11 protein-coding genes are annotated in these 14,785 nt (G+C 60.5%); 1 reads left to right on the forward strand and 10 read right to left on the reverse strand.

Going from position 1 to position 14,785, the window contains the following annotated elements; translation table 11 throughout:
- Positions 1–134: 134 nt before the first annotated feature.
- The 3 genes from nhaA to hutC form a co-directional block, all read right to left on the reverse strand.
- Entirely contained in the window at positions 135–1,313 is a 1,179-nt protein-coding gene (nhaA, locus tag ACI5GA_RS18305) for a Na+/H+ antiporter NhaA (RefSeq protein WP_421423689.1), read from the reverse strand.
- A gap of 135 nt (positions 1,314–1,448) precedes the next feature.
- On the reverse strand, positions 1,449–2,048 hold the full coding sequence (locus ACI5GA_RS18310) for a HutD/Ves family protein (RefSeq protein WP_404636298.1): 600 nt from the start codon (positions 2,046–2,048) through the stop codon (positions 1,449–1,451).
- A complete protein-coding gene (hutC, locus tag ACI5GA_RS18315; RefSeq protein ID WP_404636544.1) occupies positions 2,045–2,755 on the reverse strand; it encodes a histidine utilization repressor in 711 nt (236 codons plus the stop codon). The genes ACI5GA_RS18310 and hutC overlap by 4 nt, the downstream gene beginning before the upstream one ends.
- 195 nt (positions 2,756–2,950) lie before the next feature.
- Between hutC and ACI5GA_RS18320 the strand changes: the two genes are divergently transcribed.
- The gene (locus ACI5GA_RS18320; RefSeq protein WP_421423691.1) at positions 2,951–4,315 is read left to right on the forward strand and encodes a formimidoylglutamate deiminase; all 1,365 of its coding nucleotides are present in this window, start codon (positions 2,951–2,953) and stop codon (positions 4,313–4,315) included.
- 125 nt (positions 4,316–4,440) lie between these two features.
- On the opposite strand, the gene ACI5GA_RS18325 is transcribed toward ACI5GA_RS18320, so the two are convergent.
- From ACI5GA_RS18325 to ACI5GA_RS18355, 7 genes are all read right to left on the reverse strand, one after another.
- On the reverse strand, positions 4,441–4,992 hold the full coding sequence (locus tag ACI5GA_RS18325; protein ID WP_421425491.1) for a lipocalin family protein: 552 nt from the start codon (positions 4,990–4,992) through the stop codon (positions 4,441–4,443).
- A 32-nt stretch (positions 4,993–5,024) separates the two neighbouring features.
- Entirely contained in the window at positions 5,025–5,279 is a 255-nt protein-coding gene (locus ACI5GA_RS18330; RefSeq protein ID WP_404636300.1) for a hypothetical protein, read from the reverse strand.
- A 474-nt stretch (positions 5,280–5,753) separates the two neighbouring features.
- Positions 5,754–6,356 (reverse strand): DUF924 family protein, encoded by a 603-nt coding sequence (locus tag ACI5GA_RS18335; RefSeq protein ID WP_404636301.1) that lies wholly within the window; start codon positions 6,354–6,356, stop codon positions 5,754–5,756.
- A gap of 4 nt (positions 6,357–6,360) precedes the next feature.
- Positions 6,361–7,371 carry a class 1 fructose-bisphosphatase gene (locus ACI5GA_RS18340; RefSeq protein WP_404636302.1) on the reverse strand — a complete coding sequence of 337 codons (1,011 nt, stop codon included), beginning with the start codon at positions 7,369–7,371 and terminating at the stop codon, positions 6,361–6,363.
- Between the two features lie 180 nt (positions 7,372–7,551).
- Positions 7,552–8,937 (reverse strand): DUF3999 domain-containing protein, encoded by a 1,386-nt coding sequence (locus tag ACI5GA_RS18345; RefSeq protein ID WP_421423694.1) that lies wholly within the window; start codon positions 8,935–8,937, stop codon positions 7,552–7,554.
- On the reverse strand, positions 8,934–11,771 hold the full coding sequence (locus ACI5GA_RS18350) for a DUF2339 domain-containing protein (protein ID WP_421423696.1): 2,838 nt from the start codon (positions 11,769–11,771) through the stop codon (positions 8,934–8,936). Before ACI5GA_RS18350 ends, ACI5GA_RS18345 begins: the two co-directional genes overlap by 4 nt.
- 247 nt (positions 11,772–12,018) lie before the next feature.
- Positions 12,019–14,502: a glycogen/starch/alpha-glucan phosphorylase gene (locus ACI5GA_RS18355; RefSeq protein ID WP_421423698.1), complete on the reverse strand. Its 2,484-nt coding sequence runs from the start codon at positions 14,500–14,502 to the stop codon at positions 12,019–12,021.
- Positions 14,503–14,785: the final 283 nt, after the last annotated feature.

Consider the following 14,785-nt stretch of genomic DNA (forward strand, 5'->3'; position numbering starts at 1 on the left):
TACAAATATGGTCGGCTTGCTGCCGATTTAAATTTTTAATACGCCACATCCCTGTAGCAGTCCGGCTTGCCGGCGGAGGCGTCATCAAAATTGCTACCGCCGGCAAGCCGTGCTGCTACAAAAGACCGCGCGTGTCAGTAAGCGGCGAGTTTGCTGCGCAGGAGGAAAATCCCGGCCAGCGCCGACAAAATCGACCCCATCAACACCCCCACCTTCACCTCATCAATCAAATGCGCCGCGCCCGGAAACGCCAGGTTGCCGATGAACAGGCTCATCGTGAAACCAATCCCGCACAGCAGCGCAACGCCGTACATCTGCGTCCAGTTGCTGCCTTCGGGCAAGTTCGCCAAGCCCGCGCGAATGGCCAATACCGCTGCGATGAACACGCCAATCTGTTTGCCCAGAAACAACCCAAGCGCCACACCTAGAGGCACCGGGTCTACCAGATTGCCCAGGGAAATCCCCGAGAGCGACACCCCCGCATTGGCAAACCCGAACACCGGCACAACGCCAAACGCGACCCAGTAATGCAGTTTTTCTTCGAGGAACAGCAGCGGCGAGCGGGCTTCTTCTTGTCGCGTGCCAAGCGGAACACACAGCGCCAGTGCTACACCGGCCAACGTCGCGTGGACGCCGGATTGCAGCACAAAGAACCACAGCAGCAGGCCCAGCAGCAGATATGGCAACAGCCGCTGCACACCCATACGGTTCATGATCATCAGCACCGCCAGCGTCGCGAAGGAGGCACCAAGCATCGGCAGGTTCAGGCCCGAGCTGTAGAACAACGCAATGATGGTCACGGCGCCCAAGTCATCGAGAATCGCCAAGGCCGCGAGGAAGACTTTCAGTGATGTCGGTACGCGCTTGCCCAGCAATGACAGCACGCCAAGTGCGAAGGCGATATCGGTGGCCGCCGGAATCGCCCAACCGCTGAGGGTTTCTGCGTTGCCGGTGTTGATGCCAACGTAAATCAGCGCCGGAACCAGCATTCCGCCTGCCGCCGCGAAACCGGGCAGGGCGCGTTGGCCCCAACTGGCGAGGCCACCCGCAAGCACCTCGCGTTTGATTTCCAGCCCGACCATCAAAAAGAAAATCGCCATCAGGCCGTCGTTGACCCATAACTCAACCGATAACCCACCCCAGACGCTGTGCAATGCGGCGAAGTAGAAGGAGGCCATGGGCGAGTTGGCGACGATGATCGCCGCCAGCGCCGCGCCCATCAGTACGATGCCGCCAGCGGATTCCGAAGCGAGAAAACTGGCTAGAATCGCGAGGGCGCGTGGGGATTGTTTGTTTGGGTTGAACGGGGTCATGCGCGTCCTTGTATTAGATGAAGAGCGCTGAATTTGTGGGGAGCCGGCTTGCTGGCGAGAGCGTTGGGTTTGATCCGAATGGGTCACTGACAGACCGCTTTCGCCAGCAAGCCGGCTCCCACAGGCGCGTAGCGTTCAGCCTTGAATTGCGGTCAGTTCAATCACGCAAATCCGACTCGCCCGCGGCGCATACAGAACGACCTCCAGCAACGCGCCTTCAGCGTTATCCAGTTGCAGGCAGTCGTGCTTTTCCAGCAACTGCGGCGGATGCGCACCGACGTTGGCGGCCATCTGCTCGGCAGCGCTGAACACCATAAACACATTCGCGGAACTGAAAAAGCGCTGAGGCTGCAACACATCAATCCACTGTAAGCGCGCGCGGAAGCGCTTCGGCGAGTAGATCAGGTTGAAGTCGCGGATCGGCCCGTCCAGCAAGGTGCACGACACGGTGCTGTCGCCGCTGAAGGCAAACGGGTCGGACGGCAACAATGGCTCGCTGTCCTGCCCGTCGATGTTCAGCGTCATGCCCGCGCCCTGGAGCACGGTGATGATGCGCAGGTAACCGGCGAACACCGAAAAACCACCGGACTCACCAATGTCGGCAATCGACAGCCGCCAGCCAAAACCGTCCAGCCCTTCGCCTGTGTCGCGAGTGATTTCCTCGGTGCTGCCGCCGCCGTTTTTCCACGGCATGCGCGGGTAATTGGCAGCGCGCAGAACAGTCAGTTGGGTCATTTGCTGAATCGTCCTTCCAGGCTATGGCGTGAACCGGGATGAATCAGGCGGGCGGCGGTCACCGGGGTACGGCCCGACCAAGTGCGACGGCGGATCATCAAACACGGCTCGCCTTTCTCGATTTGCAGCAACTTGCATTCGTCCGGTGTGGCGAGAATCGCTTCGACCACGTGCTCGCCCTCGGTGAGCGGCGCCACTTGGTTGAGGTAGGCGTAAGGCGTCTGTTTGGTGAAATCCTGTTGCAGATAGTCGGGGGCGACCGCTGCGTTGACGAAACGGTCTTCGATTTGCACGGGAATGCCGTTCTCGAAATGCACGATCAGCGAATGGAACACCCGCTGGCCTTCGCGCATCTCCAATGCCAGCGCGCGTTCGGAGCCTGCGGCCTCTTCGCAGAGGGTGATCACCTGACAGGTGTGGGTGTGACCGCGAGAGGCGATTTCATCCGCGATGTTATGCACTTCGAACAGCGCGGACTGGGTCTTGGGTTCAGCGACGAACGTGCCGACGCCTTGCATGCGCACGAGCAGGCCTTCGGCGGTCATCTCACGCAGGGCGCGGTTGATGGTCATGCGGCTGAAGCCCAGTTGAGTCACCAGCTCGCTTTCGGACGGCACGCGGTGATGCGGCGGCCAGGTTCCGTTCTGAATCTGCTGGGTGATCATCTGCTTCACCCGGGCGTAGAGCGGCGCCGGACTGTCACCCATCTGGGCGGCCAGCGGAGAATGGGCAGGCGGAGTCGGCACAGAAAAATCCTTGTGATGACGAAAACAGTGGGTGAAGAAGCTGTAAACAGCGCCCACGCTAACCATTTACGTGAGTGCCGACAAGCTTGCCGCAGTTTACCGGGCAGGCAAACGTCTGTATATGTATAGACAATTTCACGCGAGGGGTGCGAAGCAATGTCCGTTTTCTTTGCCGAACGGGCGTTATTGCCTGCGGGCTGGGCCAATAACGTGCGTTTTGAAGTTGGCGTTGATGGTTTTTTGACCAAAGTCCAGGCCAACGCCGAGCGTCAGGGCGCTGAACTGATCAACGGTCCGGTGGTGCCGGGCATGCCGAATCTGCACTCCCACGCGTTTCAAAGAGCGATGGCTGGGTTGGCCGAAGTGGCGGGCAACCCCAATGACAGTTTCTGGACCTGGCGCGACTTGATGTATCGCCTGGTCGGCCAGATCAGCCCTGAGCAACTGGGCGTCATCGCGCGTCAGCTTTATATCGAAATGCTCAAAGGCGGTTTCACCTCGGTCGCTGAATTTCATTACGTGCATCAGGATACGGCGGGCAAATCCTACGCCAACCCTGCTGAACTGGCGTTGCAGGTCAGCCAGGCGGCCAGTTCCGTCGGGATCGGCATGACCTTGCTGCCCGTGCTCTACACCCATTCCGGCTTTGGTGGCTTGGCGCCGAACGACGGTCAGCGTCGGTTCATCAACAGCACCGACAGCTATCTGGGCCTGCAAGCGCGCCTCAAGCCTGTCATCCGTGCTCAACCGGCTCAGGCGCTGGGCCTGTGTTTCCACTCGCTGCGCGCTGTGACGCCGCAGCAGATCAGCGATGTTCTGGCGGCCAGCGACACGCAATGTCCCGTGCACATTCACATCGCCGAGCAGCAGAAGGAGGTCGACGACTGCCTGGCCTGGAGTGGCCGTCGCCCGTTGCAATGGCTGTATGAAAACGTTGAGGTCGATGAGCGCTGGTGCCTCGTACACGCGACCCACGCAGAGGCGGATGAAGTGGCAACGATGGCGAAAAGTCGGGCTGTGGCCGGTTTGTGCCTGACCACTGAAGCGAACCTCGGTGACGGCATTTTTCCCGCAGTGGATTACATCGCTCAAGGCGGGCGTTGGGGCATTGGTTCGGACAGCCATGTGTCGCTGAGCGTCGTCGAGGAACTGCGCTGGTTGGAATACGGCCAGCGTTTGCGTGATCAACGGCGCAACCGGTTGTACCGCGCTGATCAGCCAATGGTGGGTCGCACGCTGTACGACGCCGCGCTGATCGGCGGGGCGCAGGCGATGGGGCAATCGGTCGGCGCGCTGGAAGTGGGCAAGCGTGCGGATTGGCTGGTGCTGGATGGCAACGATCCGTATCTGGCCACCGCTTCGGGCGACGCGATCCTAAACCGCTGGTTGTTCGCCGGGGGGGATCGTCAGGTGCGAGAGGTGATGGTCAACGGTCGCTGGGTGATTCGTGACGGGCGGCATGCCGATGAAGAGGAAAGCCGCCAGGCGTTTGCGCAGGTGTTGCGGGCGTTGTTGGGGTAATCCGAGATTAAAATGCGATCCCTTGTGGGAGCCGGCTTGCTGGCGAATGCGGAGTGTCAGACAACCTTGAAGTGTCTGATCTTGCGCGTTCGCCAGCAAGCCGGCTTCTACAGGGGGCGTGTGCGTCAGTCACTCACCTTCGCAATTTTGGAGTCCTCAACCCGCCAGATCAGCTTGGTTGTGTCATACCCCTGCTGCTGCGCCTTCATCAGCATCTCGTTGCGCACTGACTCGGACACATGGGCGGTGCGCGACAGCAGCCACAGGTACTTGCGATTCGGGTTGCCGACCAGCGCCTGTTTGTAATCGTCGCTGACGTACAGCACCCAGTAATTGCCCTTGGCGGCACCCGGTACCAGCCGCGAGAACCAGTTGTCGAACACCACCCACAGCTTGTCGGTCTTGCCTTCAACTTGTGGCGACGCCGTGCCGGTCGCTTCTTCCCACTTGCCTTCCAGCGTACGGCAGCGATTGGTCACCGCGATATTGCCGTCGTCCTTGAGCTTGTAATGAGCCTCGGATTGCGCGCAGTTGCGCTGGAAGAACATCGGCAGGCGCGCCAGTTCATACCAGGTGCCTTGATAACGCTTCAAATCCACGCGGTCGACAGTGCGTGGGGCCATGGACTCGCCCGGAGGTGTGCTCGCGCAGGCGCTCAACCAGAGCGTTGCCAGCATTGCAGCGGCCAGACGCATCATTCGGGGGATGTTCATTTCAGGCCCTGACCCGAGTACAGCACGACCTTGTCAGCCGCGTATTGAACGCTGATGAATGTCTTCTGATCACCCCACGTGCAACTCGTCATCCCCAGCGCGCCCGAGCACTCGGTCGGGCTGCCCAGCAACTTTTCGATCTCGGCCTTGGGCATGCCCGCCGAGATTTTCGAGTAGTTTTCCTGATTGATCTTGCTGCACGCGGCCAGCAGCACGCAGAACGACAACAACGCAAGAGAGCGCAAAGACATGGATGAAGCTCCTGAATCGAGAGGGGGCAGCGTCATCACTGACGTCATGCCGAAAGCTTAGAAGAGAAAAGGTGGGTCTGGTTCCGTGGTGTTCTAATTAACGTCGCTTTCAGTTCTTGAAGTGAATAGCGAGTTGGGCTGGAATGCGATCCGCTTTGGATTCTGCTCGGAGGGCGTAGGAGCGCAGCTTGATCTGCCGGGAACCGGTAGTAAAATCAGGCCCCTCAGTTTTATCAGGCAGACTGACTATGGATGCTGCCGCTTTGGTCGGAGCCCACCCCGGGCAGAATCAAACTAGATTTCCAGTCAAAAGAAATGATGCTTATAAATCAGTTAAAGGAGGGCGCATGTCTTCGTCTCAAAAACCAAATACAGAGGCGCTGATGAAAATACTCGCGTTGGGGCACGTCGAGATAGCGGCCGGGAAGTTTCAAAGCGTTGAGGAGGTTTTTGACGAAATAGAGCGAGAAGGGTTCAAAACCGCGACCCAGGCCCCTTCAGAAACTCTACTTCTTCAGCCGTAGATTCCCGCCCCAACACCTCATTGCGATGCACAAACCGACCAAATCGCTCGATCACCACGCGATGTTTTTTCGCGTAGTCCAGCGTCTGTTTGAAGTAATCGAGTTCAGTCGGCGGCAGCAGGGGAAGCAGGGCAGCGAAGCGTTCGACCGCTTCGTCCTGTGCGCCAAGGTTTTCAGTGTGTTCCAGCACCAGATAAATGAAGGTGCGTTGCAGCGGCGTCAGCGCCAGATCGCGTTCCAGTTTCAGGCCATGTTTGACCAGTGCCTGGGCGCGCTCGTCGCCAGCGTAGGATTTGGGGGTGTCGCGGAAGATCATGCGCGGCAGTTGGTCGAGCAGGAGCACCAGTGCCAGCCAGCCCTTGGGCGTTGCGCTCCATTCGGTCAGGCCGCCTTGCAGCGCGAGATCAACCAGGCCGCCGAAGCGATGCAGCGCATCAGCGTCCTGTGATTTCTTTTTGCCGAACCAGAGAGCGTTTTTCTCCCTGACTGCCTCGGTCGGTGATTCGGCAGAACCGAACCACCAGTCAAGCAGCGGCAGCCAAGGCTCCCGCACAGGTTCAGGCCTTGTGGTACGACGTGGCGCGTTCCACTTCTTCCTTCGAGCCAAGGAACACCGCAACGCGCTGGTGCAGGCCTTCAGGCTGGATGTCGAGGATGCGCTCGTGGCCGTTGGTGGACGCGCCGCCTGCCTGTTCAACCAGGAAGGACATCGGGTTGGCTTCGTACATCAAGCGCAGTTTGCCCGGCTTGGAAGGCTCGCGGGCGTCACGTGGGTACATGAACAGACCGCCACGGGTCAGGATGCGGTGCACGTCAGCGACCATCGCGGCCACCCAGCGCATGTTGTAGTTCTTCTTCAGCGGACCTTCTTCACCGGCCAGCAGTTCATCGACGTAACGCTTGACCGGGGCTTCCCAGTGGCGTTCGTTGGACATGTTGATGGCGAATTCCTGGGTCGATTCAGGAATCTTGATGTCTTCGTGGCTCAGCACGAAGCTGCCCATTTCGCGGTCCAGGGTGAAGCCCTTGACGCCGTCGCCCAGGGTCAGAACCAGCATGGTCTGCGGGCCGTAGATCGCATAACCGGCGGCGACCTGTTTGCTGCCCGGCTGAAGGAAGGCTTTTTCGTTCAGCGCCTCGTTCTGGCTCAGGTATTCGTTCGGGCAACGCAGTACCGAGAAGATGGTGCCGACCGGGGCGTTGATGTCGATGTTGGACGAGCCGTCGAGTGGGTCGAAGACCAGCAGGTAGGCGCCTTTCGGGTATTTGCCGGGGATCTGATAGGCGTTGTCCATTTCTTCGGACGCCATGCCTGCCAGGTGACCGCCCCATTCGTTGGCTTCCAGCAGGATTTCGTTGGACATCACGTCCAGTTTCTTCTGCACTTCGCCTTGTACGTTCTCGGTGCCCATGCTGCCCAGGACGCCGCCCAGGGCGCCTTTGGAAACCGCGTGGCTGATTTCCTTGCACGCACGCGCCACCACTTCGATAAGGAAGCGCAGATCGGCAGGAGTGTTGTTGCTGCGGGTCTGCTCAATCAGATAGCGACTCAGGGTAGTGCGGGACATGGAGAGCTCCGAAGAAGGGGGGATAAAAACGCGCACAGTTTAACGTGTGTGGCGACCGAATACTGCCTGTCAGACCGGTTTCGTAGTGATTGAGTTCACGGGCTACATGAATCTAGCCGGTCAAACGTGACAAGTTGAGGCGCCCGATCCTGTTTTTCTGGAAGCAGGATCGGTTCAGCTTCACCGTTTGCCGCTCGACGCGCGCAACGTGCCGATCGCCATCCAGCCGAGGAAAATCACCCCCAGCACTAACACGGCCCATAAGCCGATGCGCTTCCAGTCCGGCCCGGTAGCGACCGGCACAGGAGGCGCGGGGATGGCGGCCGGGGTGGTGCTCAATTTGGCGCTGCCCAGCGACGCGAGCTTGTCCGGGGTGAGGCCCGGCACCAGCGTATTCAATGGCAGGGCGGCGCCTTTGATCGTTGCGTTGCCGATGGCCAGGCTGTAAGGCGGGGCGCCACGGGCCAGAAACACCAGTTGTGTGGCGCGCACGGCGAAACTCAGTTTCGGCACCTCGTTGCCCAGACCGCCGCCGCGATCATCGACTTCCAGCTTCAACTGCTGAACGACATTGCCCGGCAGTTCCATTTCGTCCTGCACCACGTCCTGGCCATTTTGCGTCAGGCGATACAACAGGCCGCTGTCGATCGTCTGCCAAGGCGCATTGCTGTCGTGGCGCGCATACAGCGTGACCGGCGCGAGGCTATTGGGTTGGGTAATGGCGATCTTCATGCGCTCCAGCGGCAGGGCCACGGGCAATTGCCAGACGTAAACGCCGGGCTTTTCGACACTGCCCGCAATGCCCGGCGACCAACTCAACGGCATGACGCCGGGGCGGGTGCTGACCAGTTGCGCGGAGGTCAGCGTCGGTGCCGATTGTGGGTTGGTCCAGAGCAGACGCAGATAGCGGGCGTTGCGGCCGGGGAGCGTTACGACACGCTGTTCGACCAACTCGTCGGCGAACGACAGCCGGGCAACCTGGCCTTCACCCCAGCGTTTCCAGTGTTGAAGATCGTCGCTGGCTTCGACACTGAAACGCTGGAAGCCTTCGCGCTCGCTGTTCCAGTCGAGAATCAGTTGGTCCAGTGGCGCGTTGATCGCGCTGGTGTCGAGCAGCCAGCCGCGCAGAATCTCCTCGCCCGCCTCCATGTCGCCTTGAGGTTGCACCTCCACCAGCGTGCCGGTGGTGCTGCGTTCGACGCGGATTTTCGGCTCGGCGTCTTTTGCGTCGTCATCGTTGTAGAGCGGGAACCACTTCACGTCGACCGGGGTTTCGTCTTCTTCCCGCTGCGGTTCGCCCAGCGTCAACGCGTAGGGCTGCGCCTGGCCATCGGCGTTGAACACGCGAATGTCGTTGAGCGTGCTCTGGCGAGCATTCAGTTGCGCAGCCAACGGCAGTTCAAGGCGATACCACGGGCCTTCGCCGCTGATCGTCAACGGCGTGTGGCTGGCGAAATCATCAGGCAGGTCTTCGGCCTGACTGAGCAATGGGGCCAACAACAGCGCGCCGAATACAGCGGCCTTGGCGAGAGACTGACGGCTCAACAATGGGCTCCTGACGTTCATGGCGTGGCCGAATCGGAAGGCGCTGAGTCAGAGGATGTCTGGCTGCGCGTAGGGCCTTTCGGTGGTAGTGGTGCGAAATATCCCACCACAAGCAGCAGAATGCCAACGCCGATAAACGAGATGATTCGCTCCAGCCCGCCCCGATTGCTCAGCTCGACGAAGAACAGCTTGGCGACCACGATGCCGATCAACACCGCGCCTACGATCCACAGATCGCGTCGAACGCGCAGATGCCCGCCGATCATCAGCGCCAGCGCTGTCAGCGTCCAGACGATGGACAGCCCGGCCTGAACCCGCATCGATTCGAACAGCGCGTCGGTGTGCCAGGCCACGCCCGCCCAGTGATGGGCGCTGCGCATGACCATTGCGGTGATCAGCGCGAACAGGGACGCGCCCGCGATCACCAGCGCGGCTTTACGGGCGTATTCAGAACTGACACCCAGTTGAGGCAGTTGCTGACGCGTCCAGTTGAAGATCCCGGCCATTGCGATCAACAACCCCAGCTCCAGCGGGTTGATCAACGGCAGGTACGGCAGTGGATTGGCCGCGCCCTCGCTGAACCCGTTGGCCATCCAGAACCACGCCAGCATCAACGCTGCCAACGGAGCAGCGGCCCAGACGCGGTATTCGCGAGGGTAGGCACTGAGTGGCCATGGCCACTGGCGCGACGAGGTCATGGCCAGCAAATACAGGCTCGGCAGCAACGCCCAACCCAGCCAGCGCCACGCGTTGTACGACTCGGACAGCACCAACAGGCCGTAACGCAATTCCAGCGACAGCACGCCGATGATCAACCAGCAACCGAGCACGTGAGCGGCACTGCGCAGGCGCGGCAGCAGCATTTCGTCCAGACGCTTCAGTGAAATCAGGTGCGTAGCGAACACCGCAAGCCAGCCCAGCCAGCCGCCATTGGCAGCCGGGTGGTAATAGGGGTCGAACAACATCAGGCCCAGCAGGACGAAACTGGCCGGGGTCAGCAGCGTGCACAGTTGCGCCAGTCCGGCCCAATGAAGGCGCAAGGCCGTAATCATCCACAGGCCAACGCTGACCGCGCCCAGTGCCAGCAGCGTCGGGATCTCCCGCGCGCCCGAGACGTAATGGGTGCTGACGCAAAGCGCCACTGACCACCACATCACGCCCCAGATCAAAAGCAACGGTTGCAGCGCCCGTTTGCTGAATGTCAGGCGCAATGTGCCGATGCGTTCCACGGTGAATGCGCTGATCAACGCCGCCAGCGAAAGGATCAATGGCGTCCAGAAGTCGCCGTGGTTGAAGCTGGGTGAATACCACCTTCCAACGATCCCCAGAAACGCGAAACCGGCGCCGAGTTGCAACAACAGGCCAAAGAAACGCGCCAGCAAACGGTTCTGGCGCATCCCCAGCCAGAACACCGCTGCGCCCTCGACGGCCCAGGCGACGGTGGTCCATTGCGCACTCAGGCCCAGAGGAATGGCCAGCGTCGCGAACACCACGCCCAGCGACAGGCAGGTCTCGACCAGCAACACCACGCGACCGGGGGCTCTCCCCGCAAGCAATCGTGCGATGCCTATATAAAGGAGGCCCATGACCAGCGCACTGAACGCGGCGCCAAACTCGATGTGTTGCACGATGGCGTATTGCAGACCAAAGCCTGCGATGGGCGTGCCGAACAGCAGGCTGCCATCGACGTAATGGCTCTGCCTGGCCGACCAGCGCAACATCGCCTCGCGGCTGTCGTTCTCAGGGCCGGTGGCGTGTTCCTGCAATTTACGCCGGGCGAACAACAAGCCGATGGCCAGGTACATCAGGAAGAACAGGATCAGGAACTGCTCGGTGCTCCAGAACAGTTCTGGGGTGTAAGCCTTCAAGCCCCACGCTGAGCCAATGCCGAACGTGCCGACGAAGCCGATCAGGTTCAGTGGGCGCCAAGCCTTGAACCAGGCGATGGCGAAGATTCCGGCATTGAGCAGGGCGAAATAGCTGAACAGCGCGACATGGCTGCCTTCGCCGGTTGACGTCAGCAATGGCGCCGCAAAACCGCCCAGCGCGGCCACACAGGCCAGCGCCAGCGAGTTTTGTGTCAACGCGAGAATCGCCGAGAACACGGTTACTGCGACCAAAAGCCCGAACGCCATACCGGGAGCGAGCAGGGTGTGGACTTTCATTGCAGCGAAGACCGTCAGGTACAACACCGCGACCCCCGTGCCTTGCAGCATCAGGGCGAAGGATTCGTTGCGCTGGCGCAGCCACCAGCCCAATCCCAACAGCGCGAGCGCGGCCACTGCGACCCCGGCGTAAAGCGCCTCGATGGGTACGACCATGCCCTCGGTGGCGTAGCGCAGCAGAAACGCCAGGCCGAGAAACAGCAGCACCACGCCGACGCGCAACACCGTGTTGCCGCCCAACAGCCAGTCTTTCGCGTGGCCCAGAGTGTTGTCGAGCAGGTTGGGTTCGGCGGGGGCGTGAGAGTGAGCAGGGGCGGGCGTCTCGGGTGCGCGGCGCCATTCTGAGTCTGCCGTGGTCTGCGGGGTGACCGACTCCAGGTCTGGAAGGTCCCAGATCAATTCGGGGCCGGTGTCGGCAACCGGCTCCACGACCAGCGGAGTCGGGGCGCTAGCGTCAGGCAACTGCGCCGCGGCGGAGTCCAGATGGCTGAGGCGTTCTTGCAGGGCTTGCAGGTCGAGGCGGGTCCTGGCCAGCTCGGCTTTGTGCTCGTTGGTTTGGCGAGACAGTGATGACAGGCGAAAACTCAGCCCCAACGCCAGCCCGATGACCGCACCAACGGCCCCGCCCAGCAGCGACTCATCCAGCACCGCACCGAAGAACAGGCCCACCAGCAAAAGAATCCATTGCACGCGACGACATTCCATTTAGCCGCAGGACGGCGATGGCGAGGAGTATATCGGGGGATGCAGAAGAGGAAACATTTTGTGTCAGCGTGCGAGAACCAGGTCTCGCACAAACCATCGGGTCCTGTAGGAGTGAGCTTGCTCGCGATAGGTCATCACATCCAACGCATGGGGTGACTGACACATTGAATCGTCTGGACGCGGCCCAGACCAAGCTCACTCCTACAGGTTTTGCGTCGGTCGGGCGTTTACGTTAATCCAACGCCTGCCAGATCTCGTTCGCGTACTCGCGAATGGTCCGGTCTGAAGAGAACCAACCCATACGCGCAGTATTGAGCACTGCCGAGCGCCACCATTCCTTGCTGTCGTGCCAACGCTGTTCGACTCGGGCCTGAGCCGCCCAGTACGACTCGAAGTCAGCACATACGAAGAAACGGTCATAGTTGATCAATTGCTCGATCAACCCGGCATAGCGGTACGGATCATCCGGCGAGAACACCCCGCCACGAATCGCCTGCAACACATCGTTCAGCCGCGCTGACGAGGCAATGTCGCCATGGGCGTTGAACTCACCAGCATGTTTGCGCGCTTCGACTTCTTGCGAGGTCATGCCGAAGATGAACATGTGTTCCAGCCCGACCTGCTCGCTCATTTCCACGTTGGCACCGTCCAGCGTGCCGATGGTCAGCGCTCCATTGAGGCCGAACTTCATGTTACTGGTGCCCGAGGCTTCAAGCCCTGCCGTGGAAATCTGCTCCGACAGGTCGGCAGCGGGGATGATGCTTTCCGCCAGGCTGACGTTGTAATTAGGCAGAAACACGACCTTCAGGCGACCGCGCAGGGTCGGATCGTTGTTCACCGTACGGGCGATGTCGTTCGCCAGTTTGATGATCAATTTGGCCGAGTGATAACTGGCCGCCGCCTTACCGGCGAAGATCTTCACCCGTGGCACCCAATCGGTGCTCGGGTCAGCGCGCATGGCCTGATACAAGGCCACGGTGTGGAGCAGGTTCAGCAGTTGACGTTTGTACTCGTGAATCCGCTTCACCTGTACGTCGAACAGCGCTTCGGGGTTGAGCGTGATGCCCAGACGCTCCTGAACGATGGCGGCCAGCGCCCTTTTACGGTGCAGGCGCTGCGCTGCGAACTCTTTCTGGAAGGCAGGCTTGTCAGCCAGCGGCTCCAGTTTCAGCAGCGCCGTTTCATGGTTATCGAGCACCTGCTCGCCCAGTTCCTTGACCAGCATCCCGGTCAGTTGCGGGTTGGACTGGAACAGCCAGCGGCGGAAGGTGATGCCGTTGGTTTTGTTGTTGATGCGCTCCGGATAGAGCTTGTGCAGTTGCGCGAATACGGTCTTGCGCATCAGTTGGGTGTGCAGCGCCGAGACGCCGTTGACGCTGTGAGAACCAAGGAATGCCAGGTTGCCCATGCGCACGCGGCGGCCGTTGTCTTCTTCGATCAGCGACACCGCGCGCAAGAGGCCGAACAGGTCCGGATCGTCCTTGTGATCGACGCGTACGGTGTCGATGTGCTGGGCGTTGATCATGTAAATGATCTGCATGTGGCGCGGCAGCATGCGCTCCATCAGGCCCACCGACCAAGTTTCCAGCGCTTCGGGCAACAGCGTGTGGTTGGTGTAAGCGAGGGTGCCGACGGTGATGCGCCAGGCTTCGTCCCACTCCACGTCGTAGAGGTCGATGAGGATGCGCATCAGCTCCGCCACGGCAATCGACGGGTGCGTGTCGTTCATCTGGATGGCCGCGTGTTCCGGCAGGCTGTTGATGGTGTAGCCCATATTCTTGTGGCGCCGCAGCAAATCTTGCAGCGAGGCCGAGACGAAAAAGTATTCCTGGCGCAGGCGCAGTTCCTGGCCCGCTTCGGTGCTGTCGTTGGGGTACAACACGCGGGAGATACTCTCCGCGCGCACGACTTCCGCCACGGCACCGACATGGTCACCGGCGTTGAAACGCTCCAGGTGCAGGTCTTCAACGGCACGGGCGCGCCACAGACGCAGGGTGTTCACCGCCTTGCCGCGCCAGCCCACGACGGGGGTGTCATAGGCAATCGCGCGGACGGTTTCGCCCGCATTCCAGACTTGGCGGGTTTCACCCGAGGCATCGAGGACTGCATTGCCAGCGGCGTCGAGCACCGGTTGCACGCTGCCCCCAAAGCCGATCTGGTAAATCACTTCCGGGCGTTCGAACTCCCACGGGTTGCCGAAATCCAGCCAGTTTTCGGTTTGCTCCTGCTGCCAGCCGTCGACGATGGCCTGACGGAACAAACCGTGTTCATAACGAATGCCGTAGCCATGACCGGCGATGCCCAGCGTGGACATGCTTTCCATGAAGCACGCCGCCAGACGCCCAAGACCGCCGTTGCCCAGTGCGGCATCGGGTTCCAGGGTGCGGATTTTCTCAAGGTCCACATCCAGGCCTTTCAATGCCTCACGGGCGGTTTCCAGAATGCCCAGGTTGCTCAGGCTGTCGAACATCAGACGCCCGATCAGGAATTCGAGCGAGAGGTAGTAAACCCGCTTCTTCTCCTGCTTGTAGATGTAGCGGGTGTGCTTCATCCACTTCTCGGCCATCTTGTCACGGGTCGCCAGCGCGATGGCCATGAACCAGTCATGGTCGAACGCGTGGGCGGCATCTTTACCGACGGCGAATTCGAGTTTGGTCAGTACAGCTTCACGAAAGGCTGCCACTTCAGCGTCACGAACGTTGGGTTCCGGAGACATCGGGTACGACCTCAAGTTGGTTGGACGATTAAATGGGGTTGTTTGACTGTAGGGGGTGTCGCCGGTTATTTCCTGTCATCTGAATGAAAATTCCGGCAGCACGACCCACGGTTCGACTCAGGTGAGGCGCTCTGGTTCGGCGGTGTTTCGGATTGTCAGACACGTTATGAACGCTTGCATTGATCGTTCCAGTTTTGTGCAGGACTCATATTGTGGGAGCCGGCTTGCTGGCGAATGCAGGGTGTCAGACGACATGTTCATGTCTGACTCCGCGTATTCGCCA

This window comes from Pseudomonas sp. Pseu.R1, from assembly GCF_045764065.1.
Classification (GTDB): domain Bacteria; phylum Pseudomonadota; class Gammaproteobacteria; order Pseudomonadales; family Pseudomonadaceae; genus Aquipseudomonas.

Excerpts from the sequence above, each read along its gene's own strand:
- nhaA (WP_421423689.1), bottom strand. The coding sequence starts at position 1,313 with ATGACCCCGTTCAACCCAAACAAACAATCCCCACGCGCCCTCGCGATT.
- ACI5GA_RS18310 (WP_404636298.1), bottom strand. The coding sequence starts at position 2,048 with ATGACCCAACTGACTGTTCTGCGCGCTGCCAATTACCCGCGCATGCCG.
- hutC (WP_404636544.1), bottom strand. The coding sequence starts at position 2,755 with ATGGGTGACAGTCCGGCGCCGCTCTACGCCCGGGTGAAGCAGATGATC.
- ACI5GA_RS18320 (WP_421423691.1), top strand. The coding sequence starts at position 2,951 with ATGTCCGTTTTCTTTGCCGAACGGGCGTTATTGCCTGCGGGCTGGGCC.
- ACI5GA_RS18325 (WP_421425491.1), bottom strand. The coding sequence starts at position 4,992 with ATGCTGGCAACGCTCTGGTTGAGCGCCTGCGCGAGCACACCTCCGGGC.
- ACI5GA_RS18330 (WP_404636300.1), bottom strand. The coding sequence starts at position 5,279 with ATGTCTTTGCGCTCTCTTGCGTTGTTGTCGTTCTGCGTGCTGCTGGCC.
- ACI5GA_RS18340 (WP_404636302.1), bottom strand. The coding sequence starts at position 7,371 with ATGTCCCGCACTACCCTGAGTCGCTATCTGATTGAGCAGACCCGCAGC.
- ACI5GA_RS18345 (WP_421423694.1), bottom strand. The coding sequence starts at position 8,937 with ATGAACGTCAGGAGCCCATTGTTGAGCCGTCAGTCTCTCGCCAAGGCC.
- ACI5GA_RS18355 (WP_421423698.1), bottom strand. The coding sequence starts at position 14,502 with ATGTCTCCGGAACCCAACGTTCGTGACGCTGAAGTGGCAGCCTTTCGT.